This window comes from Novosphingobium sp. PP1Y, from assembly GCF_000253255.1.
GTDB lineage: Bacteria > Pseudomonadota > Alphaproteobacteria > Sphingomonadales > Sphingomonadaceae > Novosphingobium.
Map to the genome: position 1 here is coordinate 2,784,698 of NC_015580.1, position 25,925 is coordinate 2,810,622.

Below are 25,925 nucleotides of genomic sequence, written 5' to 3' on the forward strand. Positions count from 1 at the left end.
CCCTGCCCGGATGAAGAACGACTGCGGCAGGCAGGTCTCCTGGCTCACGGGTCAGCGCCGCTCCGGCCGCCTTCTCAGGACCGGCTTTGGGTCCCAATGGCGAAATGGCCGGATGGCTCGCCGCTTACAGTTGCAGGGGCAGCCCGGGACTTGCACCCGAATTCCCTTTTGATCCCCTTGCGGGGAACCTGTCGCAGCCCGGCAAGTATCGCGCAGTCGTGCCCTTCGCAAGCGCAATATGCTTGCAGGCAGACTTGCCCTGGCCTATCCGCGGGGCCGTAACGGGTGCCCGCAAGGGCTTAATCGGGAAGTCCGGGCAGCGACGTCTTCGCTGCATCTGCGGCACTGCTCCCGCAACTGTGACCGGTGAGCGCATCGCCACTATGCCATTGAACGGGCACACCCTGTTCGAGAAGGCGGCGAAAGGCGCGGCGATCCGGAAAGTCAGGAAACCGGCCCGCTACCGTCGTTCCTTCGCGCGGGCGGGATGAACCGGGCGGACGAGGGCCTCGCATCCTGCGGGCAATCCCTTGGCAAACGACAATCGTGCGTGCGTCGAAGAGGAAACCCGAGTGAATGCCAAACTTGCCGGACTCTCCTTCGCCCCGCCGCATGCCACCCCCGAGAGAGGCCAAACCGCTATGACCGATACCGAAAATCTCGCCGAAGAAGACCGCCGCCACAAGGAACGGACCCGCAAGCTCAAGTCCGTAGTCGATGCGCGCATTGCTGCAGCCAGGATCGACAAGGGGCTGGTGCTCGTTCTTACAGGAAACGGCAAGGGCAAGTCCTCCAGCGCCTTCGGCATGGTGGCTCGCACGCTGGGCTACGGGCGCACGGCGGCGGTATTCCAGTTCATCAAGAGCAAGGTCGACGTGGGCGAACGCGCTTTCCTTTCCGTGCAGCCGGGCGTCACCTGGGAGAACTGCGGCGAGGGCTTCACCTGGGAAACCCAGAACCGCCAGCGCGACATTGCCGCTGCGCAGGCCGGGTGGACCAAGGCAAAGGCCGCGCTGGCCGATCCTGAGATCTCGCTCGTCGTGCTCGATGAACTGACGTACCTCATCAATTACGGCTACCTCACGCTGGAAGAAGTCCTTCCTGCGATCAGGAACCGGCCGGAGATGCAGCACGTGGTAATCACCGGGCGCGCGGCCCATGCCGAATTCATCGAACTGGCCGACACGGTGAGCAGGATCGGTGACGAGAAGCACGCTTTCCGCAATGGCATCAAGGCGCAGCCGGGGATCGACCTCTAGCCAACGGCAGCGCACTGCAAGCAGAAATGTCCTCGCCGCAAGGCCCTATACCTGCCGGACGGAACTGTTAGGTTCCGTCCCGGCGATCGCGCGAGTCCCTGACTGAAGGGGCCATCGCCGCGACAAGATCGATTGAAGCTACCCCGCGGAGAACCCTATTGCGCCGCCTTTTCCTGTCCGTCGGCCTTGCCGCACTGACACTGACGACCATTTCCCAGGCCAGCGTTTCCCAGGCCAGCGTTTCCCAGGCCAGCGTTTCCCAGGCCAGTCCGCCCCCTGCAGCAACCGTCGAGCAGACCGCACGGGCCGAAGTACCGGAGCGGGAACAGGCCGGGTTTGCAAAGCATGCAATGGTCGCGGCGGCCAATCCCCTCGCTGTGAAGGCAGGGGTGGACGTGCTGCGCAAGGGCGGCTCGGCGGTCGACGCCGCAGTGGCGATCCAGGCGGTCCTCGGCCTTGTCGAACCGCAGAGTTCGGGGATCGGCGGCGGCGCCTTCATGGTCTACTACGACGCGAAGAGCCGCAAGGCGACATACTACGACGGGCGCGAAACCGCGCCTGCCGGCGCGACCGACCGCCTATTCCTCGACGATGAGGGCAACCGACTGCCTTTCTTCGATGCGGTTCTTGGCGGCATTTCAACCGGCGTGCCCGGGGCCGTGGCCATGCTCGACATGGCCCATCACGATCACGGCAAGCTCGCCTGGGCGGACCTGCTGAAGCCGGCCCGCAATCTTGCCGAAGACGGCTTCATCGTCAGCCCCCGCCTTGCCGGCATGATCCGGATGGAGCGCGCACCGCAATCCTCCGCGCCCGATGCCGTCGCGTATTTCTCCAAGCCGGACGGCACCCGCTATGCCGCGGGGGACCGCTTGCGCAATCCGGCCTACGCCCGCACCTTGCAGCGGATCGCCAGATTCGGAGCCTCCGGCCTGCTGACCGGCCCTGTTGCCGCTGACATCGTCAGGCGCGTGAGCGAGGGACCGCGCCCGAGCACGATGACGCTGGCCGACCTCGCCGCCTATCGCCCGCGCTCCGGCCCGGCGCTTTGCGAACCCTACCGCGTCTACATGGTCTGCACGCCGCAGGCACCGTCCGGCGGCCCGGGACTGCTCATGGCGCTGGGCATTCTCGACCATACCGATATCGGCAAGCGCAATGCCAAGGATGAAAAGGCCTGGTTCGAGTTCGCGCAGGCAAGCCGGCTGGCCTATGCCGACCGCGACCGCTACGTCGGCGATCCGGCCTTCGTCGAAGTTCCGATCAAGGGCCTGCTCGATCCGGACTACCTGGCAGCGCGCGCCGAACTGATCGGGGAACGCGCAGGCCCGGTCAGCTTCGGCCATCCGAAGGGCGCATCTGCTGTCGGCCCCGACGCTACGGCCGAGCCTGGCGGGACAAGCCACTTCATCGTCGTCGATGGCGAGGGCAATGTCGTCTCGATGACGACCACGGTGGAGAGCATCTTCGGTTCCGGACGAATGGTCGACGGGTTCTTCCTCAACAACCAGCTTACCGATTTCTCGTTCTCGCCCACCGATAAAGACGGAGCGCCAGCAGCGAATGCCCCCGCCCCCGGCAAGCGACCGCGCTCGAGCATGGCACCGGCCATCGTCCTGACGAAGGACGGCCGCTTTCATGCCGCTGCCGGATCGCCCGGCGGGACTTCGATCCAGGCCTATAATCTCAAGGCGCTGGTAGCGATGCTGGACTGGCACATGTCTCCGCAGGACGCAGTGGCGCTGCCCAACCTTGTCGCCAAGGGCGATACCTTCCGCGCCGATCCGTTCCCCGAACCGATCATGACCGGCCTTGCTGCACGCGGCATGCCGCTCTCGACCTCTCGCAGCGAGGAGTCGGGAATTCAGGCGATCGTAGTCCAGAACGGCGGCTATGAAGGCGGAGCCGATCCAAGGCGCGAGGGCATGGCGCGGGGCTTTTGAGGCAAGTCTTCATACCTCCAAATCCCCGCGTTCCAGTTCGAGACGCAGCGTCAATTTGAATTAACAGTCCGGCACTTTTCCTTTAGTTTACGGCTACGGGGGAAGTGCCATGATCCTTGAATGCCAGAGCAAGAAGACGATCCGCCCAGCGATGCTCGGCGCGGTCGCTCTGGTCATGGCCCAAGCCGCACCGGCAATGGCCGGTGAGGACGGCGTCAATCGCATGGCCGTGGTCGACACCGGGACCGCGGGAAGTTGCCTGACCGCCGGAGCCATCGTCAGCGACCGCGCCGCCTGCGTCACTTCGCCCCACCCTGCCCCGTTCGCCGCTGCGCAAGCTCCGCCTGCACGCATCACCGTCGGCCGCGCCGTCGATCTCAGCGGGCAGGAACCGGTTCGCTATCTTTCGTCTTCCGCTTCGCTCGATCAGAGCCGATCGGTCATCATGTCCTCCAGCGGACGATTCCGGGACACGGTACGCCTGCTGACGCCGCCACCGGGCACTGGATCGGGCGGTGCGCCCGAAGGAATGCCCCTGCGCTCAAGCAGGCTGTCGAGCGGCTTCGGCCTGCGCATGCATCCCCTGCTCAACCAGGTGCGCATGCATACCGGCGTCGACCTTGCTGCGGCCATGGGTGAACCGGTCCATGCCACTTCGGCGGGTGTCATCATGTCGGCAGGATGGCAGGGCGGCTACGGTCTAGCGGTTCGCATCAACCATGGCAAAGGGGTGGAGACGCTCTATGGCCACCTCTCCCGCCTGAACGTCAGCCCGGGCCAAGCGATCAAACCGGGCGACGTCATCGGTTTCGTCGGCTCGACCGGCCGGTCTACCGGACCCCACCTGCACTACGAAGTGCGCAAGGACGGGCGTCCGATCGATCCTTCTTCCAGCTTGCACAAGTAACCCCGTCTCCGCCTCAGAATGCGGAAGCTGCGGTGATGAGCGCGCCTGCAGCTATGGCGATGCCATATGGCAGCTTGTCGAAATTGTCGTCCGAGCCGCGCCCGCCGATCGGCTTGCGCATGATCCGGCGCACGGTGAACCAGACGAGGAAGAGGACAAGCCCTGCGATCGAAACCGAGAGAAGCAGGCGCGATGCCTGCGACCACGCGAACCAGCCGGCGCAACCGGCATAGAACTTGGCATCCCCGCCACCGATCATGCCGAAGCGGAACAGGACCATGCCTACCACCAGCGCAACCGCCAGATGCAGGCCGTGGCTACCCACGCCGCCCAATCCGGCTTCATAAGCGGCAAGGGCAAGGCCAGTGGCAGCCGTCAACAGGCAAAGCCAGTTCGGGATGCGCCGCTGTACTGTGTCGGACCAGCTCGCATAGAAACAGGCGGGAACCAGCACCACCAGTTCCGCCCAGAAAATGACATTCATCTAATCGGTTACCCTGCGAGCGTCAGCGCGAAGTCGGAAAATCGATCCGCACGAGCGGCTTGAAACCGGCCCTATCGGCCCTGGCGGTCTTCGGCGGATCTGCGTCGGTTGCCCCGCCAGAAGCGTCCGCCTTGCCCCCCTCAGCCTTGTCCTTAGCGTTATCCTGCTTGCGGCCATCATCGGAGAACTCGATGCGCACCGCCGGCCTGAACGTGTCGAGCTTGCCCCCGCGCACGCCCACGACCGGCAAGGAACCGCGTCCCGCCTGGCTCTCGGGCTGGACCGAGCGGATCATAACTTCGCCGCGCGAAATGCGCTGGAGCGTAGCCCCGCTTGTCGAGGGTGCCGTCTGCCGTGCAGGCTCTTCGGCTGCGGCGACCTCAGGCCTCGCTTCCTGCGACTGGATGTCGTGCGCCCCCGTCAACGTGCGAGCAGCGACTTGCGCGGCAAAGTCCGCTTCGTGCCTTTCGGCCAACAGGGTCGAGCGCATCAGGCGCGCCATGTTGGCCTGGTACATCGCATTCTTCGGCTCGACGGCAAGCGCTTCGGAAAAGAAGCGGTGCGCCTGCTCGAACTGGCCTAGCCGCACATAGGCGACGCCCATGCCGTTGGCTGCGGGACCGATCTGGTCGCCAGTTGCAAGCGCTTTCTGGAACTGCTCGATAGCCTGGCCCGTCCGGCCTGCGGCCAGATGCGCGCGTCCCTCGGCCACTGCCGCGGCAGCACTGTCGGCATCTGCGGTGCGCACCTGAACTTCCGGCTTGGCTTCGTGGCGAAGTCCGAAGAATTCGAGCGCCCGCCCGCAACCGCTCAGCGACATCGCCATCAGTACGACGCAAGCGATGCGCGTTCCTGTCTTGCTCAACATGTCAGCCCCCTGTCATTGTCGGAAGGAGAATTCGCACGACCCGGATGGCCGCAGGCAGCATCAGCGTGCCGATCATCGTCGGCAGCATGCAGGCCACCAATGGAATGGAAATCAGGACCGGAATGCGGTGCGCCTTTTCTTCTGCGCGCATCCGGCGCTTCTCGCGCATTTCCGAGGCGTAGACGCGAAGCGTGGTCGCTATGCTCGTCCCCAGCTTGTCTGACTGGATCAGCAAGGTCGCGAAAGACGCGATTTCGTCGATCCGCGCCATGGAAGCCATGTTGCGCAGCGCGGACTCGCGCGTGGCACCGGCGCGCAGTTGCAGAGTCGTGGTCACCAGCAAACGCGAAACCAGCGGGTGCGAAGTCACCATCTCACGCCCGACACGATCGAACGCTGCCTCAAGTCCCAACCCGGCCTCGACGCAAACGAGCATCAAATCAAGTGCATCGGGAAATCCGTTCAGCACGTCCCGCCGACGCGCGGCCGCACGTGCGCGCACATAAATGTTTGGAACGTAGAGGCCCATGACGGCACAGAACGTGCCGATGATATAGAGCTTCATGTAGCTGACGTCACTGCCAGAGAGCAGCAGTGCACCGATCAGCGCGGTCGGCAGAACGATCACCAGGACCAGTCGCACCAGAGTATAGACACGTCCCGCGGCGGGAGATTCGAAGCCGGCCGCCTGCATCTGCTCGGTCAACGCATCGGACTTGGTGTCGCTGAGATTGAGCCCTGCCCTTTCGATCCGAGCCACCAGCCGCGACCAGGCATCTTCGCTCGATCGGCGCAAACTGGATGCCGAATGCGAACTTACGCTTTGCCGACCGATCACTTCCAGCTTCGTGCGAACCCGGGCCCGCTTCGAGGTAGCGAGCATGACGGCGAGTGTCATACCAACCACCAGGGCGAAGATCAGGAGCAACAGGAAGTTGCGGATCAGAGCGTTGTTGGCGACAAACTCAACCATATTACACCTTCAGGTCCGTCAGGCGCCGAATGGCATACACGCCTACGCAGTAAAGCACGAAAAGCGCGGGGAAGCCGACGACGAAGATAGAGTCCTGGGCAACATCGAGGTAGAATTTCGGGTTGACCAGGAACATGCTGAGCAAGGTGAAGACGGGCAGGACGGTTAGCATCCAGCCTGTCATGCGCCCTTCCGAACTCAGCGCACGTACCTTGAGGTAAAGCGTTGCACGCTCACGGATGACCTTCGAGAGATTGTCGAGAATTTCAGCCAGATTGCCGCCCGTCTCGCTCTGCACCGAAACGCACACCACGAACATGCGGATGTCCTCAAGGTCCCAGCGCTCGGCCATGGCCGCGAAAGCATCGTTGAGCTCGGCGCCATAGGCCACTTCGTCGGACACAAGGCCGAACTCGGTGCCCACAGGATCGGACATTTCTTCAGTGATGATGCCGACTGCCGAGGCAATCGGATGTCCAGAGCGCAGCGAGCGTGAGAAGATGTCGAGAGCCACCGGGAACTGCTCTTCCATTCTCTTGCGGCGCTTTTCCGCCTTGCGGCTGATCAACATGATCGGGAGCGCAATCGTCGCACCGAGGCAAAGAACCAGGGCAAGCTGGACAACGCCCAGCGTAATCGTGATGCGAAGGACGAAGAGAACAAGCAGCAGCAGACACAGCGAGGCGATAAAGGCAATGACCATGCGCAGCAGGATTTGCTTCGCCTCAGTCCGCATCGCCGCCATCATGACCATGCGAATGAAATTGACATACTTGCGCTCGAACCAACCGGCATCCGGAGAAAGGTGCGGGGGGGCATTCTTCAGCAGGTTATAGGCCACCGCCTCGCGCGATAGCCCCGCCCGCAGCATTCGCAGACGTTCGTTAATTCCGGACCGCTCCGATCGCCGGTCCCAGGCAAATCGCAGGAAGATCTGCGAGATCAGGAAAACCGTTATGAATGCCGCGATCAGGACGAAGAGTCTGATGAAAAGTGCAGTCATGACGCGTCGAACGCAGCAGAGTGGCGGAACAGTTCGGGATCGAGGTGGATGCCCTGCTCGGCCAATTGGCCCGCGAACTTCGGTCGAATGCCGGTAGCCTCGAAATGGCCCAGAACGTTTCCGGCGTCGTCGCGCCCGGTCATCTTGAAGCGGAAGATCTCCTGCATGGTGATCGTGTCGCCTTCCATGCCGGTGATCTCGCTGAGTGAGAGCAGCTTGCGCTTGCCGTCCGAAAGGCGTCCGATCTGGATCACGACGTTGATGGCCGCCGCGATCTGTCCGCGGATCGAACGGGCGGAAATATCGATGCCGCTCATGCCGACCATCTGCTCGATACGAGAGAGTGCATCGCGCGGTGTATTGGCGTGGATCGTCGTCATCGATCCGTCGTGGCCAGTGTTCATCGCCTGCAGCATGTCGAAGGCTTCACCGGCACGGCATTCGCCAAGGATGATGCGGTCGGGACGCATGCGCAGGGCGTTCTTGACGAGCTCGCGCTGCGTGACCTCACCCTTCCCTTCGATGTTGGCCGGGCGCGTTTCGAGGCGGGCAACGTGCTCCTGCTGGAGTTGAAGTTCCGCCGAGTCTTCGATGGTAACGATGCGTTCACGCTCGTCGATGAAGGAGGACAACGCATTGAGCATCGTCGTCTTGCCCGAGCCGGTGCCGCCGGAAATGATGATGTTGCGCCGTCCGAGCACGATCCCGCGCATCACTTCAGCGACCTGCGGGACGATACTGCCGATCTCGACCATGCGCTCCATGCTGATCGGTTTCTTGGAAAACTTGCGGATCGAAAGCAGCGCTCCATCGATGGCCAGCGGCGGGACGATCGCATTGACGCGCGAGCCATCCTGCAGTCGGGCGTCGACGAAGGGCGAGGACTCGTCGATGCGACGGCCGACCGCGCTCACGATCTTCTGGATGATCCTGAGCAGATGGCGACCGTCCTGAAAGCGCGTGGTCACTTTCTCAAGGACGCCGAAGCGTTCGACGAATACCGAATCCGGACCGTTCACGAGAATATCGTTGACCGTCTCGTCCTTGAGGAGCGGCTCAAGCGGCCCGAGGCCGAGGAGCTCGTCGAGAACCTCTTCACACAGGGTCAGGCGCTCGGCGCGGTTCAGCATTTCGCTCCGCTGCTCGAGGATCTCGGCGACGATGACCGAAATCTCGTTGGCAATCGTCTCGCGCGACATCTTGTCGAGCGCGGCGAGGTTGATCTGGTCGAGCAACTGGCGGTGGATCTCTATCTTCAGGTCGAGCTGGCGCGATGCTTCGCGGCGCTCCGGTTCGAAGAGCGGCGCAGGCGTCAGCTTGTCGAGCGACATCCTGGATGCCGCGCCTGGCGGATCCTGGACTTCCGGCGTTCTGCGAAGCTGCCACATGATCAGTCCTCCCTCTTGAGACTGCTGTCTCTCAGCAGCTGACCGAGTCTGCGGACGTCTGCCATGAACTTGCTCTTGCGGTGGACAGCGCTCGCCAGCATTCCCTGGTCCTGCGACGTGCTGACAAGAGGCGATTCCAGCGCAACCTTGCCCAGAACCCGGTGGTTGAGCGTGCGGGAAACATCATCGAGATCGATGGTCTTGAACAAGCGGTTCTCGACCCGGTTGACGACGATTTCCACGGCGGAACTCTCGATCCCGACCGACGCGAACAGTTCCAGCCGGCGACGCGCCTGGCGCAGGCTTGCAATCGAAAGCTCGCATATCAGGATGATCGAATTTGCAGCCAGGGCCGCAGACAATGTCCAGTTCGTCCAGTTGGCAGGAAGGTCGAGAACGACATAGCCGAAGCGCTGACGCAGCAGATGGATGACCCGCAGCAACTGGTCGATATCAACCGATTCAAGCGGCAGGATCGCCTCGGGCGCGGTAATGACGGAAAGCCCTTCGCCCGCCTCGCCGATGATTGAAGTCAGTAGATCGTCGTCAAGGCGGTCGCCCGCTTCCAGAAGGTCGTTGAGACTGCCTCGGGCGTTGACTCCAAGATAAATCCCGACGTTGCCGAACTGCAGGTCGAGGTCGACGATGACAGCACCGGCGGCGCCTGCATACTCGGCAAGATCCGAAGCGAGGTGCGTAGCGATCGAAGTCGCACCGCAGCCGCCGATGGAACGCGCGACCGCCACCAGCGGTGCCAGCTTCTGCGTCGAGCGGGGCCGCGTATCGCGCCGCACCGAAGCTTCGAGCACCACCTGCATGAGTTCTTCGGGTTCGAGCGGCAGCGAGACGACATCGCTTACCCCCTGTCGCACCAGCGTCCGTACGAGCGAGACGCTGGCATCGCCGATCGCCGCGATAAGCGGAACGTGGACATAGTGCTCACGAAGCGACGACAGTCGCCGCATCGAGCCTGCATCGCGCGGATCGACTTCCAAAACGATCTGGGTGGCTTCACCGATCACCGCGTCGGGCACCTGCTCGGCCGGATCGAGCTCGTGCGCCCGCACTCCTGCCGGAAACCTGCCCCCGACCGCGGCATTGAAAGCGGAGATGTACGGTCCGCTGGCAATGACGAGGATGTCGGTGTCGCTCTTCAATGTGCCTTCCCTTATCGATTGGGCGAGTTGTTCATGAATTCCCATTGAAGTCACCTAATTGGACACAGTGCCGCTGCCATCTTCCATGGTCAGCGCATACGCGAATGATGGCAGAGGAACGGAAACCTGGAACAGCAGCGTGGTCAGCGGCGTGTATGCCATGTTGCGCAGGCTGACGGTTGTCAGCGGCGCAACGTCGGGGCCGTTGGGATCGCCCGAGAAGCCCAGACCGGACCAGGCGTAAGTGACCACGACGTTGCTTGCCGTGATGTCGCCGTCGATCTGCGCCATGCGCGTGACGAGCCGCGTGAAAGCCGCATTGTCGGCCGTAAGCGGAAAGCTGCAGGTGCCGCCGCTGACGCAAGTGCACGAAGCCGTCGTGCCGTTGCTCTGGCAGGTCACGCCAGGGAAAGCCGTCTGATCGACGACGGTCCCCTGGGGCACACCGCCTGAGACAGCGAAGCTGTAGGTCTTGAGGCCACTTGCAACCATGTCCGTTGCCACGGCCCAGCGGGCGCCGGTCTGTGTCGCCTTTTCCGCCTGATTGATGTTCCAGGCATAGAGCCCGACATCGATTGTGCCGATCAGGGCAATCAACAGGATGGGAAGGACGAGCGCGAACTCCGCTGCGCTGGCACCGTCTTCGTTCCGGACAAGATCGAAAAGACGCGTCATAGGCCCATCACCGGACTTTGGGCGGAAGCCTTGAGCCTCCAATCCGTAGTCACCAGTCCAAGCGTCCCGAACAGGGAAGGATAGGCGACATCGGCGCTGACCGTCACTTTCGGTGCGTTTCCGCCCACGCTGGAATAGATGCCCTGCTGACTGGTTGAGCAAGAAACGGCGATCGAGACGTCCGCATTCGCCCAGCCATAAACTGCCGCAGTGCCTCCTGATATCTGTCCGGTCCGGGCCAGATTCTTCACCGCAGTGGCATCGCCGCCGAAAGTCCCTCCACAATCGTACTCGCTGAATGGCAGGCGCCCGGCGTAACGGGCGGCGTCACGCACACCCTTCACCACGCGATGTTCGCACATGATGTAGTATGCGCCTTCGAATGTTCCGAAGATCAGGAGCAGGACCAAGGGCAGGATCAAAGCCATCTCGGCTGCTGCCGCACCGGATTGATTTCGCATGAAGGCATGAAAACCGGGCATCGTCACTTCACCAGATAGGGAACGTCGCGGCGGATCTGCTGCGCCGCCGTGCTCCCTCCCCCGCCGAGCTGCGTCGCCCGCACGATTTCAACGTAGACGTCGCTCTTCTCGGTATACTTCGATGCACCCGTTCCGCGCGCGGCCGAGGGTTCGACGAGAAACACATCGACCCAGGATTGGACATGGACGCCGGATGTCGAGCCGGTAATGCCTTCCGCCTGACAATTGATCACGGCCACCGAAATGACGCGGCGATCTGGCGCGGCCCCATTCACCGGCACTCCGGGCGGCTGGCAATAAGGCTGCGGCCGCGAAACGATGGAACCATCGCTCTGGTTCTGCAACCGGCTTGCCGCGTTGTCGGCTTCGTACTTGTAGACCTGATAGCGCGTCGGGGTCGATGTACCGAAAGCTCCCGAAATGCTGAATGTTGATGCGTAATTCTGCGAATTGGTCTTGAAATAGGCGTTGCGGTCCCAATTCCCGTCGCCGATCGTACCGCCGCTGCATGAACCGGTGAGGCTGACCGCGTGACACATGTCGCGCGGATAGCCCATCGGCGACGTGTTCGAGATTTGCGTAGCGGTCAGAGGCGTCGTGGCAGAAGTTGGCCGGTAAGGATGCGGCGCTTCCACCCAGCCATTGCCGCCGCCATTGGCGATCCCGCAATTGCCGGCCCCGCCCTTGTGCATCAGGTCCTTGCGGCTGTTAGCCGATGGTGGGCACAGGCCATTTCCGTTACCGCAAGCCTGATTGAGGCCATTGTCGTAGATGTCGAAACGCGTGTTCAGGGCGTCGAGCACGCTGACCTGTTCACCGGGCTTGGTGGTGACACTATCGACTCCCACGCAATCTCCGGGAATATCGACGCGTCCGAGGGTCTGGGCCGTTGCCTGCGCGCCGTTACCGGCGTTTGTCTGAAGATAACCGAAATTGCCCGGCCCGTAATTGCCGCCGCCGTCGTTGGCGATCAGGCGCATTCCCTTGCCGACATAATTAGACACGGTGAAGGTCGGATCGGTCGTTTCCGCCGGATTGCACATGAAGACGGGTGGAACCTTGCAGATCGAAGATCCCAGCCCGGCCATGGCGCTGGCGTTCAAAGAGCCGCTCAGCAACCCCGTCACCGGTGTCAGGGCATAGTCGACGGTGCGGACAGCGACATCGACTTCGATGAAATGTGCATTCGCGTCGCTGGTCGCAGCAGTCGTGGCGTCCTTGTTCTGCCAGAACCGGACGCTTCCGGTCGCATCGCAGGCCGTTTCCGACGGAATGGAAATCGAATGATCGGTGCTGGCCAGCAGGGTCGTGTTGGTGACGAGCGAGATGGCCGCAGTTGCAGCTCGCGAACAGGCACCGGTCTTGCCGTCCAGTTGCGATGCCCCTGCAAGGGCCGCCTGGTCGGCACCGTTCTGCAACTCGCTGTCCATCGTCGACAAGCGGGCGTAGTCGAACCCGACCCCCGCGACCGCAATCAATCCCATGAGGGCAAGGGCATATGTCGCCGCAACCGCGCCGTTTTCATCCTCTTTCAGAGTTAGGAAAACATCGCGCTTCATGGCTGCGTCCCCTGCCCCCGTCAGTTCGATCCGCCGCCTGACGACATACTCGAGGTTGTCGTCATGCGTTCAGGCTGCTTGACCTTGCCTTCGCGATAGCGCTCCACCGCATCTGCGGCGTGATCGCCCGAGGTTTCAGGGATGGCCGTGTCGTAATGCGGATCGGGATCGATGACCTGCGCCATCATCGTCTGACGATTGGCTTCACCGAAGTTGTCCGGCCCGCCCATGTAAGGCGGAGTATCGGTTGTCGCGCAGGCCGAAAGTCCGGCGACGAGAAACAGCGCCGCGGTGAGCCCGGGCAGCATGGACTTCTCAATATTCATAGCCGTCCCCCTTGTCCTGCGTGTCGGCCTGGTCACCCGCCGGTACCGCCGGAGCGACGGGCTGCGGGCTATAGGGCTGTCCCAGCAGGAACGTGTTCAGTTCACCCGGATCGGCAACGCGATCGGTGGGCAGGCGGACCTGGCTGGGCTTGATCGGCGCAACGAGCCTTGGCGTCACCACGATCAGAAGCTCGGTTTCGCCCTTCTTGAAGCCGCTGGAACGGAACAGCGAACCGATGATCGGCAGCGATCCGAGGATCGGCACCTGCTTGATCGTCGTCTCGAAGTCCTTCTGGAGCAGACCGGCGATGGCAAAGCTTTCACCGTCGCGCAGTTCCAGCGTGGTGCTGGCCCGGCGTGTACGCAGGCCCGGGATCACGATATTGCCCACCGTGATCGATGCCGTTGGATCGAGCGCGCTGACTTCCGGCTCGACGATCATGCTGATTGTCTTGTCGCCGAGGACCGTCGGCGTGAAGCCCAGGCTCACACCGAAGGGCTTGAATTCGACAGTGATCGCCTGGTTGCCGTTACCGCCACCTGCACTGCTCTGCTGCGCAACCGGAACCGGGAATTCACCGCCGGCCAGAAACGATGCCTTTTCGCCTGAAAGGGCGACCAGCGTCGGCTGGGCCAGGGTCTTCGCCAGTCCGCGCGATTCCAGCGCATTGAGCGTGGCATCGATGTTTAGCTTGCCGATGGAGAATCTCTGCCGGAATATCCCGAAGGCATCTGTAATCGCAGAAAGTTGCAGGATTCCCTCGCCGGTATCCGGGTCGGGAACCAGTTGTGAGCCCAAGCCGGTCACCGACCGAAACTTGCCGTTATCCGAGTTCGCAAAGGCGCTTACGCCAATATCCTTGCCCGCGGTCCGGTTAACCTCGGCAAAGCGCACTTCCAGCATGACCTGCTGGCTGGAACCCATCGTGACAAGGTTGATCACCTTGTCACCGGCAAAGGCCTTGGCGAGCTGGGCTGCGCGGTCGGCAGCGCCCGCGCTGTTGACCATGCCGGTCAGGACAACGGAGTCGTTCGAAATCCGGGCATCGATCTTGCTGCCGGGGATCAGTTCGTTGATCTGGTCGCTGAGCGCCTCGACGTCGGGGCCGACGGCAATGTCGATGATCGAGATTACCCGGCCTGCACTGTCGTAAAGCGTCAGGCTGGTCGTGCCCATCTTCTTGCCCAGCACGTAGATCGAACGATCCGTGACCGGCAGGATGTCGGCAATGTCAGAGCTGCCGACCATCGCCTTGGCGATCGGTCGGTCGGCCGAGACGACCTGGCTCTTGTTGAAGGGCACTTCCAGCGTGCCCGCATGAAGTCCCCCGGCAGCGAGAGCCTGGGCCCGCGCGGTGTCCGCAGATCCGGCAAGGCCGGCTCCCGACATGGCCACCAAGGCAAGGGCAAGCGCCGTGCGCGTCGTGCGATTAGTAGCCACGTTGCACCTCATACTGGCTGGGTTCGCTGCCACGGAAAATCGTCATCATCGGTCCGCTCCTGCGCGGCGCGCTCGTCGCAGGCGACATGACCGACCGTGAGATCGGTGCAGCCGGAGCTGACGGCGCGCGGCTCTCCCGCGAGGCAATATAGATCTTGCGGGCTGTCAACTGGTTCGGAAGAACGGTTGATGCCGCGGTAACGGTTTGATCCGCAGCATTGCGTAGAGCGAGGCTGAGAACACCAAGCTGCTGGGCCAAGGCCAGCTTCTGCGCGCCGAGCGTATCGACCTGCAGAGTGGCGGTCTTGCCAGCGGCGGTTGGCTCAGTGCTCTTTTCGCTTGCGTCGACATCTATGGCGAGAACAGGAACGGTCGAGAGAACGACGTCCGTCATCTTGTCATCGGCCGCAGCACCATCGCCAGGGATCTTGCGCGTCAGCAGGACGTCAACCGTGTCACCGGGACGAATAAAGCCGCCAGCGGCGGCAACAGCGCTGATCGGAACAGCGACGGCATATTGTCCAGCGGGCAGATTCGCCGACAGAGTCGGACGGGAAGACAGCTTCGATGCCAGAACGGGTTCGCCAGCGACGATGTTGCGCAAGGTCGCGTTGCCTTTACCCGCTGCGTCGGCAATCGAAGTGAAGGCCCCTTCAGGGATCGAGTTTGAAGGCCAATTTGCAAGCCGGACGTTCTGATCGTTCAGAACAGTACCGAAGGGCAATTCTTTCGTTGCCACGACAATCTGGCTCAGATTCTGCTCTTGCGCGATCTTGGCCTGTCGTTGTTCGACACCCGAAAAATAGGAATTAGCCAATAATACGGCAATCAAGCCTAATACTACTGCTATTCCTATGAGAATGATATTGCGCCCCTGCATTTGAGCGCCCCCCCTTTTTGCCCTCAGGAAATGAATGAGCGGCCTCGCCCCTTCTCGGGACGAGGCCGCAACAAATCAGCAGGTGCCCGTCTTGCTCTTGATGCAAGTCGTTGCGCTATCCATAGCGCCCGACACGGCAGTGCCGAGGTTGTAGGCAGCCAGCGCAATGCCGGTGCCGACAAGAGCAAGGATGAGAGCGTATTCGGCAGCCGAAGCGCCAGCTTCATCGTTAACGAAATTATGGAAAAACTTGATCATAGCGCACTCCTAGTCAACATTTTGCGGTCCCCCAGCCCCATGGCTGCCCGCTCGACTAATGTTCCCAGGGTCCCGGCATCTATTTCCGGCTAACCCACCGTCCGTGAGAGAGTACACTGGAACCAACGCGACCTATTGTTCTTATAGAACCGTGACTTGCATCGGCTCCTATGCGTAGGTTCCCTCACAGGGCACGCTTAGAATTGATCGGGAAGGTCAAGTTGGTCAATTAAAAAGCTAAGTGTATTTTTTATCTCAGTAAATCAGTAGCTTACGAAAGTTAATTGTTGAAATAATTGGTTAATTTCCAAGCACTTGTGGGGATTCAGCATCAACCCGGCGCGATTCGAAAACGACTCACCGTCGATTGGTCCGGTAGAATTTTACCCCTGCTTAACCAAACCGGACCATGTTAAGGGAGGAACGGAAAGGGAAAAATCGAACATGTGGCAACCGCAAACATCGGACAGTCGCAAGGTCGAATATTTCAAAGGAGTGCTGTTCTCCTGGTTGAACACCAGGAGCGTGGCTGCCGTGAACTTTTTCCATTCGCGCATGGAACGGATCATTACCTATTGGCTTGGCACGATGTTGCTCTTTGCCCTGGCGAAGGTTGCCATTGCATCGAGTGGGGAAACGCAGATCGCAAATCTTGCCTCCATGATTTTCCCGTTTCTTGCCGTAACCATGGCACCGGTTCTTGCGTACCGTATCGCCGCAACGTGTTTTCCGCTGCGCGACCTTGCATGCCAGCCATCGGTACGATTTTGTCGCTATGGTCAATGGCGGCAACTGGATTGTCTGGAAGCGCGCCGGATACCGGCCTTCGGTCCGACGGGATTCATGGCGTCCCTGATCGCCGGAATGTTGCTCAACGTGCCGTTCCGGACGACCGAATTCATGCTGGCGATGCCGGCGATGCCGGCAAGCGCGCCAACATGGGCCACCACGATGGTAGGAATGATGACATTGGATGTCGTCACCCTGAACTTCTTCTACACCATATGCTTCGTCATGGCACTTCGCACTGCACCTTTGTTCCCGCGAATGCTCGTTTTCACCTGGCTTCTTGACGTGATCATGCAGTTGCAGATTGCAGAAAAGGTCACGCAAACCGGCAACCTGCCCGCAACCGTTGCAACGGCGTTGCATTCGTTGCTTTCAGGCAACATCGAAAAGGTCCTGATCAGCGCAGCGATCTGGCTGCCATACCTGATCCTGTCGGAGCGGGTTAACGTGACATTTCGCCATCGTACCCGCGCAAAGCACGCAGCACTTGCAGGTTAGCAGCCCGCCTCTCTACACGCGGCGCATGAACCTGTGAAAAGCCCTCATCCGGCTGACGGTAAACTCGCTTTCCTGCAACTGCGCTGGATCGATCGCCAGAGGCTCGTCGGCTATTCCGCGATTCTGTTGATAGCCTCTCTACCGAGCTTCCTGCACTTCTACGGCCAAGCCACGGGAGATGGCGGAAGCGACTTTTTGGCCTTTTGGTCGGCCGGCAAACTGGTCCTGGCCGGGGCAGCCGATACCGCTTACGATATCGCGTCGACTTTCGCCGTACAGGCCACCGTCGGCCGGCACGACGTCTTCGCTTTCGTCAATCCTCCACCCTTCCTGTTCATTGTCGCTCCCCTTGGTCTCCTCGCCTACAATCATGCGTGGATTGCCTGGATTTGCGCCACATACGGGTTCTGGCTTTACAAGACGCGCAACGCCGATCCGGCGTTGAGCTGGCCAATCGCAGCTTTCCCCGGGGCCCTGGTTTCGGCATGGCACGCGCAGACCGGTCTGCTGACAGGCGGCCTGCAAGCAGCCATCGCCACCAGTCTGGAGCGCAGGCCCTTCGTGGCGGGGCTTTGGACCGGCACGCTCATCATCAAACCGCACCTGGCGCTGCTTATGCCTGTTGCCTTCGTGGCCTCGCGCAACTGGCGCGCATTCGCCGGTGCTGCGTGCTCGAGCACAGCCCTATTATTGCTGGCATGGATGATCTTCGGCACCGGGACGATGCTGGCATATCCCGAAAGCTGGCAAGTAAGCCGCGTGTTGATGACCAGTTCCGGACCAGAGTTCTTCCTGCGTCAGACCACAGTCTATGCTGCCTTTCGTGCTGCCGGTAGCGAAATACTCGCGGTCTGGGCACAAGGCGTGACGAGCGTCATCCTCATATGCCTGACCTGGAAAGTTTGGTCCTCGAAGGTCTCCGTTGACGCAAAACTCGCCTTCCTTTTCGCCGCTAGCGCCTTGGTGACGCCGTACCTTTTCAACTACGATCTCGCGTTTCTCATTCTGCCTTGGCTGTGGTTGGCGAGGCAACCGAGGACACGCCTCTTCGGAGCATGGAAGCGTACGCTTCTGGCTCTCCTCTATCTTGCGCCACTGGCTTGCCGTGCGCTTACATTTCCCCTCGGGGTCAACCTGACGTTAGTCTATTGCCTGCTGCTCATTGGACTGATCTGGCGATGCATTTGCTTCGAAACGACATTGCCGGTAACGCAGCCTGACCCCCAACATCGTTAATATCCGCTAACCACGGGGATAAACGGCATATTGATGCCGCTGCGGCAAGAATTTGCCGTATGAAGTGGTCCCATCTCGTTGCTGCGGGTGTGCCGGTCCTCGGCCTTCAGCTCGCGATTGCTGCGCCGGCGCAGGCTTCGGCCTCCGTTGTGCTGGGGCTGCCGCTGGTTGCCGTGGCGGGGGGTCGGGCCTTTCCGGCCTCCCCTCATCGCAACCGGACTCCTTCGCCAGCGCTTGCGAGGGAGCTGCTTCTGCAGGGCTCATGGCGCGGGCGGCGGAACCTGTGACCAGCAAGGCGGCAGCGTTGCTGGGCGGCGCGCCGAGCAGGCTTGAACTGATCTCAATGCAGCAGTCGTCTCGCACCGGGCAAGCGTCGCAGGCGCTGGTGACGGCGCCGATCGCACCGGCTGCCGGGGGACTGCGCTGCGCAGCCCTGACCCAGTCGCGCACATTGCCGGCGATCTACTCAGCGACGAGCCGTGCCTCGGCCGATCCGGAGAATTTTCTCGGCAGCGCCCGCCTGCCGCTGCGCCATACGACTTTCGATGCGCAGTGGGACCGGGTGCGCCGCGCCGGATTGCCTGGCCGTTCCGTCGCGGCCATGGCCGCGCGCTCCGGCGCCGGGGCGAGCGAAATGACGCTGTCGGCAGTCAATGCCTGGTCCAACCGGCATATCCGCTACCGCGAGGACAGCGAGATCTACGGCAAGTCCGACTACTGGGCGACCGCCAGCGCGACCCTCAAGCGCGGCGCCGGGGACTGCGAGGACATCGCGATCTTCAAGATGCAGGCGCTTGCCGCACTGGGCGTGCCGCGTTCCGACATGTACCTGACGATCGCGCGCGATACCGTGCGCAATGCCGATCATGCCCTGCTCGTCGTGAAGCTGGAAGGCCGCTACTGGGTGCTCGACAATGCGACCGACAAGCTGCTCGACGGCGCTATGAGCTACGACTACCGGCCGATCATGTCGTTCAGCACCAGCGGCAAGTGGCTGCACGGCTATACCCGCCAACCGGAACAGGCCCCGACGCTTATCGCCGCACGCTGAACGCGCCCGCCCAGCGTGAAAATCAGCGCTCGGTGAGAGCCTCGTCGAAGGCGCGCAGGACCGGCTTGAACAGGTAGGTCAGGATGCTCTTGCGCCCCGTCACGATTTCCACGTCGCAGATCATGCCCGGCATGATCGGCAGCCGCGTCCCGTTCTTGACGATGAACGCCTTGTCGGTTTCCACCATCACACTGTAGTAGGCCTTGCGCTCGACGTCGTCGTAGATGCTGTCCGCGCTGATGTTGCGCACGCGGCCCGTCAGCCCGCCATAGATGGAGAAGTCGTAGGCGGTGACCTTGACGTTGGCAGGATCGCCCACCTTGATGAAGGCGATGTCCTTGGGATCGACGCGCGCTTCCACCAACAGCTTTTCGCCCACCGGCACGATCTGCATGAGCTTTTCGCCCGCATTCACAAAGCCGCCGACCGTGGTGACCTGCACATCGTTGATGTAGCCGGTCGCGGGCGCACGCAATTCGTTGCGCTCTAGGCGGGCCTCGGCGCCCTTGATCGTCTCTTCGTTGACCGCGATCTTGGTGGTGATCTCGCTGCGCTCGTTGAGCGCTTCCTGCTGGAAATCGAGGCGGGCCTGCCGCAGCTGCGCCTCGGCTTCGCGGATCGCCGCCTGCGCCCGGCCGACGCCCTGCCGCGCTGCGGAGAGCCGCCCCTGCGTGTCGACAAGATCGCGCTGGGCAGTCAGCAGTTCGGTCTTGGGGACGATGCCCTTCTGCGCAAGCGGGGTGAGCATGTTGACCTGGTCCTGCGCCAGCTTCGCGCTGTTCTGGAGCGAGGCGACCGTTGCCTGGCCCTCCTGCAGATCGCGGCGACGCTGATCTACTTGCGCAACAAGGGCGTTCTGGCGGCTCTGCGCGGCGGCGCGGCGCACGTCGGCAAGGCGTGCTTCCTCGGCGCAGATCGTGCCTTCGCCGCAGGTGCTTTCCGTACCGGTGCCCTCCCCTTCCAGACGATCGGCCCGCGCGGCAAGGCGCTCGTTTTCTGCCTGCAACTGACCCAGCGCGGAAGAAGACTGGGAATCGTCGAGACGGACGAGCAACTGGCCCTTCTTCACCATCTGGCCGGGCCGCACGAGGATCGACAGCACCGTGGCCGGGCTGGCCGCCTGGACGAGCTGGGCCTTGCTGGACGGCACGACCTTGCCCATGCCGCGGGTCACTTCGTCGACGCGGGCAAGCCCGGCCCAGACGAACAGCACCAGCAGGGCAACGCCGCACAGGACAATCAGCCTGCGGCTGGCATCCCAGTCGTCGTAACCGATCCGCTGCCTGAAAGACGAAATCATGGCGTTCATCGTGCGAGCACTATCCTTGACGGCGCGGATGCCGTTTCCATCCCCGGTTCGACAGCCTGCGACTGGGCCAACGTGCTGGCCGCGATGGCGGACTGGTACTTCGAGCTGGCCGACACCGGATCGGGGATCGAGAGGCGCCATTGCTTGGTTGTATCGATGCGCCCGCCGACGTCGTTGGCGGCATGGCGGTCGGTGACGGCCGGCGGGACGGTCAGGCCCGGCGCCGGTGCGGGCTCGACCAGCGGCTGCGATGCGGCAAGCAGGCGCGCGCGCAAACCTTCGTAATCGAGCGCCGGAATGCGCTCGACCCCGCTGTAGGCGCTGGTGAACAGCGCACGCTGGCCCCACTTGCCGTGAAGGCGATAGAAGATGTGGCGGCCGATCTTGTCGATCTTGGCAAGGGTGAAGGCCCACTTGGGCAGGACGTAATCGGCGTGGTAGTTGGTAGCGGTGCCGACGCTGGCCTCGACGCGTCCGGCAAGGGCCTCGCGCGCGACTTCCTGAGCCTCGGCCCAAAGCGATGCCATGGGCGCGCGAAGCAGCGCACCGTCGCAGGTGAAGCTGAACTGGCACCCGGTCGTGCGCTGCGAGCCCTCATAGACGACGCCGCAGACGCTGTTCGGATAGGCGGGATGGCGCACCCGGTTGAGCACGACCTGTGCCACGGCCCGCCTGCCCTCCAGCGGTTCGCGGGCGGCCTCGTAATAAACCGCCTGGGTCATGCATTTCAGCGCCGTGCGATAGGCAGCACCGGAAGTGCCGTGCAGGACGAAGCTGGCCGCGCTTTCCACCGGGAGGCCCGAGACGGCGATCGCGGCATTGCGCTGTTCGGCCTCGCTGCCTTCGACGAGGATCTGCGACTTGTCGTCCACCGTCATGGCTTCGACTTCGCGCAGTTGTTCGGCAGGTACGATGACTGGCGCCGGTTCGTTCGCGCCAAGGCCGAAGATGCTGCGCAGCTCGGGAACCTGCGTGCAGGCGACGAGGCCAAGGAGGACGACGCCGCCAAGCGCCGCCATCATCGCGCGCCTGGCGCGCACCGGGGCAGCGTGCGCACGTGTGCGCTGCATTCCATGCCCTGCGATAGAGGCAGCTGCGGCGTTCACGATCTGGCTCCCATGCCTGCCGACGCAATGATCTCGTCGCGCGGACCGTCAGCGACGATCCGCCCCCTGTCCAGCACGATCAGGCGTTTGCAGATCGAGAAAAGTGCCGGTCTGTGGGTCGCGACAACAAGTGTCTGCGAAGGTGACAGGGATTGGGACAGGCGCTCGACGAAAAGTTGCTCGGTCTGGCTATCCATGGCGCCGGTCGGCTCATCGAGGAACAGCAGTCGTGAGGGCTTCACCATGGCCCGGGCAAGCGACAGGAACGCCCGTTGCCCGCCGGAAAGCTGGACGCCGGATTCGCCGACCGGACGATCGAAACCGCTGGCATCTCGCGAGAGAAACTCGTCCGCCCCCACCTGCCGCAAGGCGCGAAGAAGGTCCTCGTCATGCACGATACCGGCCCCGATCGCGAGGTTGTCCTTGATCGAGCCGCTGAACAGCACGGCATCCTGCCCCACGAAGCGATAGGCGTTGCGCAGGTCCTGCGGCCGGTATTGGCGGCTGTCGATCCCGTCGATCAGCATGGAGCCGGCGGTGGGCTGGTAGAGACCGCAGATCACCCGGCCCAGCGTCGACTTGCCCGAGGCGACCTTGCCGATGATGGCGATGCGGTCGCCCTCGTTGATCGTCAGGTTGATCCCGGCGAGCGAGGGGATCGAGGCCTGCGGATAAGTGAATTCGAGATCCTCGGTGCGGACATTGGCACTGCGCACTTCGGGGGTCAGCGAAGCGCTGCCCATCGTGCGCTCATCCTCTTCGAGCCAGACCTGCTGCAGCGAATCCAGCACCTTGCGCGCCTGCTGGCTGCGGGTGAGCAGAAAGGCCAACTGCGCGGCAGGAGAAAGCGAACGGGTCGAAAGCATGACGATGGCGATGATCGAGCCCATCGTGATCTTGCCCGCGTCGAACAGGTAGTATCCGCCGATGACAAGGCTGATGCTGGTAACTTGCTGGAAGGTGGAAGCCAGCGAGATCGCCGCGGAACTGACGTCGCGCAGACGGCGCTGCGAATGGGCGCCTGCTTCGGCAAGCTGACGCCAGCGGCCGAGCATCACGCCTTCGCCCGACAGGCTCTTGAGCGTTTCGATACCGGAGATCGATTCCACCAGGAGCGTCTGCTGTAGCCCGTTGTCGACTTGCGCATCGAGCGCGGCGCTGCTGACCTTGCGCTGCAGGCGCAGGCCGAAGATCGCCATGCACGCCGCCCCGATCAGCGGCACCATCGCCAGCCAGCCCGCGATATAGGCGATCACCGCCAGGAACAGGACGAGGAAGGCCATGTCTGCGACAAGGACAATGGTCGTCGAGGCGTAGAAATCGCGCACCAGCGAGAATTCGGAGACGCGCGCCACGAGGTTGCCGGTGTGGCCCTTGCGCCCGGCGAGCGGCGAGGACAACACCTTGGAATAGATCTTCTGCGACAGCTTCAGGTCGAGATCGCGCCCGATCTGGTCCAGCACGCGGGTCCGCGCACGCCGGATCATGAAATCCATGGCAAAGGCGATCAGTACGCCTGCCGCCAGCACCCACAAGGTGGCCTGCGCGCGGTTGGGGATGACACGGTCGTAAACGTTCATCGAGAACAGCGGGTAGGACAACGCCAGCACGTTGACGATAACGGAGGCCACCATCACCGGCCAGAACTGGCCGCGCAGCTTGTACAGCTCGCTCCAGAACCAGTGGCTCTTGGCCCGCTCCTGCCAAGGCGCCCCAGCTTCCCGCGCGCTCGAGGAATCTCCGAAGACGGTGGCCATCCAGCCATCGTAGCGTTCGGCAAGTGCCGCTACCGGCTCCCAGCTTTCACTGCGGGTTTCCGGACGCCAGACCCGTGCATCCGCGTCCTTCACCTCGTGAATGACGGCGACCTGGCCCCCTTCGAAGGAGACGATGGCCGGGTAGAACTCCGGCTTGGTCGGCAACCTGGTGCGACGCGAGGCGTCGCAGTTGAGGCCCAGCAACTCCAACGCCGCTTCGGCCTGGTGACGCGGCAGGTAGCCTTGCGCATTGCGCGCCAGCGAGGAGAACATGACCGGCGCGCAGGAGACGCCGGCCTTTTCCGCCATGCGGGCAATGCACGCGACGAGAAAGTCTTCCTCGCCGCGCTTCACTTCCGTTGCTTCGAACATTACGCTCATCCAGGGGGGCGAGAACCGCCCCCGTTAGCCACTGCCGTCAATCGCCGCGCCGCCATGCGCAGGGTCAGGGATAGGTGCGGTACTGTGTCTCGGCCGGATTGGGCGGACCGTAGTGGAAGCGGTCCCGCTCGTTCATACCGGCCCCGGCACCTGCCGGCACGTTGATCGTGGTGAGGAAGCGATTGGTCGCGGCCAGCACCTGATAACGGGCGAACATTTCCGAGAAACGCGCGGTTTCGAGCCGGACCTGCACGTTGTAGCGCGTGTTTTGCGCATCGAGCACGTCGAGCAGCGAACGACGCCCGACGTTGAACTGGCTGCGGTAGGAGAGCAGCAGGTCATCCGACACGCGGCTCTGGTTGCCCAGCTGTTCACCGATGCGCCCTTGCGTCTGCAGGGTGGTCCAGGCGGTCTGGACGTCCTCTTCGGCTTCGCGGGTCACCTGGTAGAGCCGATAGCGCGCTTCGCTCGCGCGGCGCACCATCTCCTGGTAGTTGGCGCGGTTGATACCGCCGTCGAACACGTTCCAGCGCAGGAAAACGCGGGCCTGCACATCCTTGGTGGAACCGCGGAAACCGTCGATGTCCTCACCGGCGCGGCCGTTCAGGTCCACGCCGATCTTGGGGAAACCGTCGCCGCGCACGCTGTCGGCCAGTGCCCCTGCAGCATCGACGTCCGCCGCCGCTTCCTTGACCAGCGGATTTTCAGTGCGGGCCATCCCGACCGCCTCGCTGAGGGTGGCCGGCAAGCCTTCCGCCAGTTCGGGCGGCATCGTGACATTGTCGATGTCGAGACCGGTCAGCCGACGCAGCTTGATCTTCGCTTCCGTCAGGTCCTGCTCGGCTTCCGACTGGCGGACGAGCGCGGCCTGCAGTCGTTCTTCCGATTGCTGCTGGTCGGCGATCGAGATCGATCCCTGTTCCACTCCAGTCGTCAGATCGTTCACCAGCGAACGGTGAAACGCCACGTTATCCTCGCTCGCGGCAACGATGCGCTGCTGGAGGAGGATATCGAGGTACTGACGCGCGACCTGAAGGGCGATGTATTCAGAACGTTCGACCACCCGAAGCGAGGCACCGTCGACGCGCGCTGCCTGGCGCAGCAGTTCTCCGCGACGGCGACCGAAGTCGAGGGCAACCCATTCCGCACGCACTTCGGCGCTCAGCGGATAAAGTTCCTGCCCGGCAATGCCGAGCGAACGGCGGGTCCTGTTCTCAAGGTGGCGCCAGCCTGCCGATGCCTCGACATCGACGCGCGGGGCATAAAGGCCCTGCGCCTGCTTGCGCTCGAACTGGATGGCCTCGGTATTATACTGGGCCTGCGCCACCTCGGGGTTCGAATTGACCGCCACGACTATGGCATCGCGCAGGCTCACCGGGCCGGCCGACTGCGCCAGCGCCACCGAAGCCGTTCCGGACAAAAGGACCGCAATCCCCGCCGCGATGGTTCTATCGTACAACATCTTCACACCTCTCCCGGTCACTCGACCGTAATCTCAACGCGGCGGTTCTGGAGTTCGCGAACCCCATCCGCCGTCGGCACACGCGGGTTGCTTTCACCGAACGCCTGCGTGGACAAATTGGCCGTCGTGCCATGCGACACGAGGTAGTCGCGCACGGCATCGGCCCGGCGCGTCGAAAGCCCCATGTTATAGCGGTCGCTTCCCGAACGATCCGTATATCCGTCTATCCGGATCGCAGCCCCGCCGCAGCCTGCGGTCGAAGACACGGTCGAATCGAGGATCGTCGCCGCGTCGGGCGAAATCATGCTGCTGTCCCAGTCGAAGAACACGATGTAGGGCCCGGGCAGGCACGGTGCCTCGGCGACCGGCGGCTGCGGGGCAGCGGCTTCCTGCGACACCATCTGCGGCTGGGTCATGCGGCGATAGGCCTCGTCGCACTTGCCGATGCTGACGGGGTCCTTGGTCCCGCTTTTCAGGAAACCCATGGCAATGCCGCATTGCGCCTTGGCCTGCGAAGCCCACATGTAGGCCGGCGTATCGGCCGAAACGACGCTCGCGTCGCCGGTCTGCGCCAGAGCCGCGTCGTATCGCGTGCGGATCTCGCTCTTGAGCTCCCCCTTGCCCAGCGACATCAGGTCCGATTGCTGGTCCTGTGCCGAAGCCGCCACCGGGACCAGACATCCAGCCAGCGCGAATGCCGCCAGAGGCCCCTTCCAATTGCCCGTCATTTTCA

The 25,925-nt window shown here is 62.7% G+C and carries 24 protein-coding genes and 2 riboswitches; of the genes, 6 read left to right on the plus strand and 18 right to left on the minus strand.

The window, feature by feature from the left end; genetic code table 11:
* Positions 1–11 precede the first annotated feature (11 nt).
* A riboswitch (cobalamin riboswitch) is annotated at positions 12–207 on the minus strand.
* Between the two features lie 59 nt (positions 208–266).
* A riboswitch (cobalamin riboswitch) is annotated at positions 267–476 on the plus strand.
* A 165-nt stretch (positions 477–641) separates the two neighbouring features.
* The 3 genes from cobO to PP1Y_RS25855 all read left to right on the plus strand — a co-directional run bounded on the left by cobO (position 642) and on the right by PP1Y_RS25855 (position 4,109).
* A complete protein-coding gene (gene cobO, locus PP1Y_RS19180) occupies positions 642–1,259 on the plus strand; it encodes a cob(I)yrinic acid a,c-diamide adenosyltransferase (RefSeq protein ID WP_013833702.1) in 618 nt (205 codons plus the stop codon).
* Positions 1,260–1,417: 158 nt separating this feature from the next.
* A complete protein-coding gene (ggt, locus tag PP1Y_RS19185; RefSeq protein ID WP_083835226.1) occupies positions 1,418–3,202 on the plus strand; it encodes a gamma-glutamyltransferase in 1,785 nt (594 codons plus the stop codon).
* A 109-nt stretch (positions 3,203–3,311) separates the two neighbouring features.
* On the plus strand, positions 3,312–4,109 hold the full coding sequence (locus PP1Y_RS25855; protein ID WP_051010079.1) for a M23 family metallopeptidase: 798 nt from the start codon (positions 3,312–3,314) through the stop codon (positions 4,107–4,109).
* 13 nt (positions 4,110–4,122) lie between these two features.
* Here PP1Y_RS25855 and PP1Y_RS19195 read toward each other — a convergent pair whose 3' ends face one another.
* The 13 genes from PP1Y_RS19195 to PP1Y_RS19255 all read right to left on the minus strand — a co-directional run bounded on the left by PP1Y_RS19195 (position 4,123) and on the right by PP1Y_RS19255 (position 15,603).
* Complete coding sequence (locus PP1Y_RS19195; RefSeq protein WP_013833705.1) at positions 4,123–4,593, minus strand: prepilin peptidase; 471 nt, start codon at positions 4,591–4,593, stop codon at positions 4,123–4,125.
* A 22-nt stretch (positions 4,594–4,615) separates the two neighbouring features.
* Positions 4,616–5,461 (minus strand): tetratricopeptide repeat protein, encoded by an 846-nt coding sequence (locus PP1Y_RS19200; protein WP_041559013.1) that lies wholly within the window; start codon positions 5,459–5,461, stop codon positions 4,616–4,618.
* Between the two features lies 1 nt (position 5,462).
* The gene (locus tag PP1Y_RS19205) at positions 5,463–6,434 is read right to left on the minus strand and encodes a type II secretion system F family protein (protein WP_013833707.1); all 972 of its coding nucleotides are present in this window, start codon (positions 6,432–6,434) and stop codon (positions 5,463–5,465) included.
* A 1-nt stretch (position 6,435) separates the two neighbouring features.
* A complete protein-coding gene (locus PP1Y_RS19210) occupies positions 6,436–7,437 on the minus strand; it encodes a type II secretion system F family protein (RefSeq protein WP_013833708.1) in 1,002 nt (333 codons plus the stop codon).
* Positions 7,434–8,825: a CpaF family protein gene (locus tag PP1Y_RS19215; RefSeq protein ID WP_013833709.1), complete on the minus strand. Its 1,392-nt coding sequence runs from the start codon at positions 8,823–8,825 to the stop codon at positions 7,434–7,436. The genes PP1Y_RS19210 and PP1Y_RS19215 overlap by 4 nt, the downstream gene beginning before the upstream one ends.
* Before the next feature lie 2 nt (positions 8,826–8,827).
* Positions 8,828–9,982 (minus strand): pilus assembly protein CpaE, encoded by a 1,155-nt coding sequence (locus PP1Y_RS19220; protein WP_232512455.1) that lies wholly within the window; start codon positions 9,980–9,982, stop codon positions 8,828–8,830.
* A 54-nt stretch (positions 9,983–10,036) separates the two neighbouring features.
* Positions 10,037–10,657 carry a TadE/TadG family type IV pilus assembly protein gene (locus tag PP1Y_RS19225; RefSeq protein WP_013833711.1) on the minus strand — a complete coding sequence of 207 codons (621 nt, stop codon included), beginning with the start codon at positions 10,655–10,657 and terminating at the stop codon, positions 10,037–10,039.
* Positions 10,654–11,085 (minus strand): TadE/TadG family type IV pilus assembly protein, encoded by a 432-nt coding sequence (locus PP1Y_RS19230; protein ID WP_232512457.1) that lies wholly within the window; start codon positions 11,083–11,085, stop codon positions 10,654–10,656. Before PP1Y_RS19230 ends, PP1Y_RS19225 begins: the two co-directional genes overlap by 4 nt.
* A gap of 56 nt (positions 11,086–11,141) precedes the next feature.
* The gene (locus tag PP1Y_RS19235; RefSeq protein WP_013833713.1) at positions 11,142–12,698 is read right to left on the minus strand and encodes a TadE/TadG family type IV pilus assembly protein; all 1,557 of its coding nucleotides are present in this window, start codon (positions 12,696–12,698) and stop codon (positions 11,142–11,144) included.
* 20 nt (positions 12,699–12,718) lie between these two features.
* Complete coding sequence (locus tag PP1Y_RS19240) at positions 12,719–13,024, minus strand: hypothetical protein (RefSeq protein ID WP_232512459.1); 306 nt, start codon at positions 13,022–13,024, stop codon at positions 12,719–12,721.
* On the minus strand, positions 13,014–14,465 hold the full coding sequence (locus PP1Y_RS19245) for a type II and III secretion system protein family protein (RefSeq protein ID WP_041559441.1): 1,452 nt from the start codon (positions 14,463–14,465) through the stop codon (positions 13,014–13,016). The genes PP1Y_RS19240 and PP1Y_RS19245 overlap by 11 nt, the downstream gene beginning before the upstream one ends.
* The gene (gene cpaB / locus PP1Y_RS19250) at positions 14,455–15,345 is read right to left on the minus strand and encodes a Flp pilus assembly protein CpaB (protein WP_013833715.1); all 891 of its coding nucleotides are present in this window, start codon (positions 15,343–15,345) and stop codon (positions 14,455–14,457) included. Before cpaB ends, PP1Y_RS19245 begins: the two co-directional genes overlap by 11 nt.
* Before the next feature lie 75 nt (positions 15,346–15,420).
* A complete protein-coding gene (locus PP1Y_RS19255) occupies positions 15,421–15,603 on the minus strand; it encodes a Flp family type IVb pilin (RefSeq protein WP_013833716.1) in 183 nt (60 codons plus the stop codon).
* A gap of 444 nt (positions 15,604–16,047) precedes the next feature.
* Between PP1Y_RS19255 and PP1Y_RS19260 the strand changes: the two genes are divergently transcribed.
* The 3 genes from PP1Y_RS19260 (at position 16,048) to PP1Y_RS24765 (ending at position 19,177) form a co-directional block, all read left to right on the plus strand.
* On the plus strand, positions 16,048–16,890 hold the full coding sequence (locus PP1Y_RS19260; RefSeq protein ID WP_013833717.1) for a DUF2569 family protein: 843 nt from the start codon (positions 16,048–16,050) through the stop codon (positions 16,888–16,890).
* A gap of 33 nt (positions 16,891–16,923) precedes the next feature.
* Complete coding sequence (locus tag PP1Y_RS19265; RefSeq protein ID WP_013833718.1) at positions 16,924–18,126, plus strand: glycosyltransferase family 87 protein; 1,203 nt, start codon at positions 16,924–16,926, stop codon at positions 18,124–18,126.
* 283 nt (positions 18,127–18,409) lie between these two features.
* Positions 18,410–19,177 (plus strand): transglutaminase-like cysteine peptidase, encoded by a 768-nt coding sequence (locus PP1Y_RS24765; RefSeq protein ID WP_158511863.1) that lies wholly within the window; start codon positions 18,410–18,412, stop codon positions 19,175–19,177.
* Between the two features lie 22 nt (positions 19,178–19,199).
* Here the strand turns inward: PP1Y_RS24765 and PP1Y_RS19280 are convergent, their stop codons facing one another.
* From PP1Y_RS19280 to PP1Y_RS25860, 5 genes are all read right to left on the minus strand, one after another.
* Positions 19,200–20,486 carry an HlyD family type I secretion periplasmic adaptor subunit gene (locus PP1Y_RS19280; protein WP_232512460.1) on the minus strand — a complete coding sequence of 429 codons (1,287 nt, stop codon included), beginning with the start codon at positions 20,484–20,486 and terminating at the stop codon, positions 19,200–19,202.
* Positions 20,483–21,592 carry a cell wall hydrolase gene (locus PP1Y_RS19285; RefSeq protein ID WP_369799483.1) on the minus strand — a complete coding sequence of 370 codons (1,110 nt, stop codon included), beginning with the start codon at positions 21,590–21,592 and terminating at the stop codon, positions 20,483–20,485. Before PP1Y_RS19285 ends, PP1Y_RS19280 begins: the two co-directional genes overlap by 4 nt.
* On the minus strand, positions 21,589–23,721 hold the full coding sequence (locus PP1Y_RS19290; protein WP_013833722.1) for a type I secretion system permease/ATPase: 2,133 nt from the start codon (positions 23,719–23,721) through the stop codon (positions 21,589–21,591). Before PP1Y_RS19290 ends, PP1Y_RS19285 begins: the two co-directional genes overlap by 4 nt.
* Positions 23,722–23,794: 73 nt before the next feature.
* On the minus strand, positions 23,795–25,192 hold the full coding sequence (locus PP1Y_RS19295) for a TolC family protein (protein ID WP_013833723.1): 1,398 nt from the start codon (positions 25,190–25,192) through the stop codon (positions 23,795–23,797).
* Positions 25,193–25,209: 17 nt separating this feature from the next.
* Positions 25,210–25,920: an OmpA family protein gene (locus PP1Y_RS25860; protein ID WP_052117823.1), complete on the minus strand. Its 711-nt coding sequence runs from the start codon at positions 25,918–25,920 to the stop codon at positions 25,210–25,212.
* Positions 25,921–25,925 lie beyond the last annotated feature (5 nt).

Coding starts and splice junctions, on each gene's coding strand:
- cobO (WP_013833702.1), top strand. CDS start 642: ATGACCGATACCGAAAATCTCGCCGAAGAAGACCGCCGCCACAAGGAA.
- PP1Y_RS25855 (WP_051010079.1), top strand. CDS start 3,312: ATGATCCTTGAATGCCAGAGCAAGAAGACGATCCGCCCAGCGATGCTC.
- PP1Y_RS19195 (WP_013833705.1), bottom strand. CDS start 4,593: ATGAATGTCATTTTCTGGGCGGAACTGGTGGTGCTGGTTCCCGCCTGT.
- PP1Y_RS19200 (WP_041559013.1), bottom strand. CDS start 5,461: ATGTTGAGCAAGACAGGAACGCGCATCGCTTGCGTCGTACTGATGGCG.
- PP1Y_RS19205 (WP_013833707.1), bottom strand. CDS start 6,434: ATGGTTGAGTTTGTCGCCAACAACGCTCTGATCCGCAACTTCCTGTTG.
- PP1Y_RS19210 (WP_013833708.1), bottom strand. CDS start 7,437: ATGACTGCACTTTTCATCAGACTCTTCGTCCTGATCGCGGCATTCATA.
- PP1Y_RS19215 (WP_013833709.1), bottom strand. CDS start 8,825: ATGTGGCAGCTTCGCAGAACGCCGGAAGTCCAGGATCCGCCAGGCGCG.
- PP1Y_RS19225 (WP_013833711.1), bottom strand. CDS start 10,657: ATGACGCGTCTTTTCGATCTTGTCCGGAACGAAGACGGTGCCAGCGCA.
- PP1Y_RS19230 (WP_232512457.1), bottom strand. CDS start 11,085: ATGGCTTTGATCCTGCCCTTGGTCCTGCTCCTGATCTTCGGAACATTC.
- PP1Y_RS19235 (WP_013833713.1), bottom strand. CDS start 12,698: ATGAAGCGCGATGTTTTCCTAACTCTGAAAGAGGATGAAAACGGCGCG.
- PP1Y_RS19240 (WP_232512459.1), bottom strand. CDS start 13,024: ATGAATATTGAGAAGTCCATGCTGCCCGGGCTCACCGCGGCGCTGTTT.
- cpaB (WP_013833715.1), bottom strand. CDS start 15,345: ATGCAGGGGCGCAATATCATTCTCATAGGAATAGCAGTAGTATTAGGC.
- PP1Y_RS19255 (WP_013833716.1), bottom strand. CDS start 15,603: ATGATCAAGTTTTTCCATAATTTCGTTAACGATGAAGCTGGCGCTTCG.
- PP1Y_RS19260 (WP_013833717.1), top strand. CDS start 16,048: ATGTGGCAACCGCAAACATCGGACAGTCGCAAGGTCGAATATTTCAAA.
- PP1Y_RS19280 (WP_232512460.1), bottom strand. CDS start 20,486: ATGAACGCCATGATTTCGTCTTTCAGGCAGCGGATCGGTTACGACGAC.
- PP1Y_RS19290 (WP_013833722.1), bottom strand. CDS start 23,721: ATGTTCGAAGCAACGGAAGTGAAGCGCGGCGAGGAAGACTTTCTCGTC.
- PP1Y_RS19295 (WP_013833723.1), bottom strand. CDS start 25,192: ATGTTGTACGATAGAACCATCGCGGCGGGGATTGCGGTCCTTTTGTCC.
- PP1Y_RS25860 (WP_052117823.1), bottom strand. CDS start 25,920: ATGACGGGCAATTGGAAGGGGCCTCTGGCGGCATTCGCGCTGGCTGGA.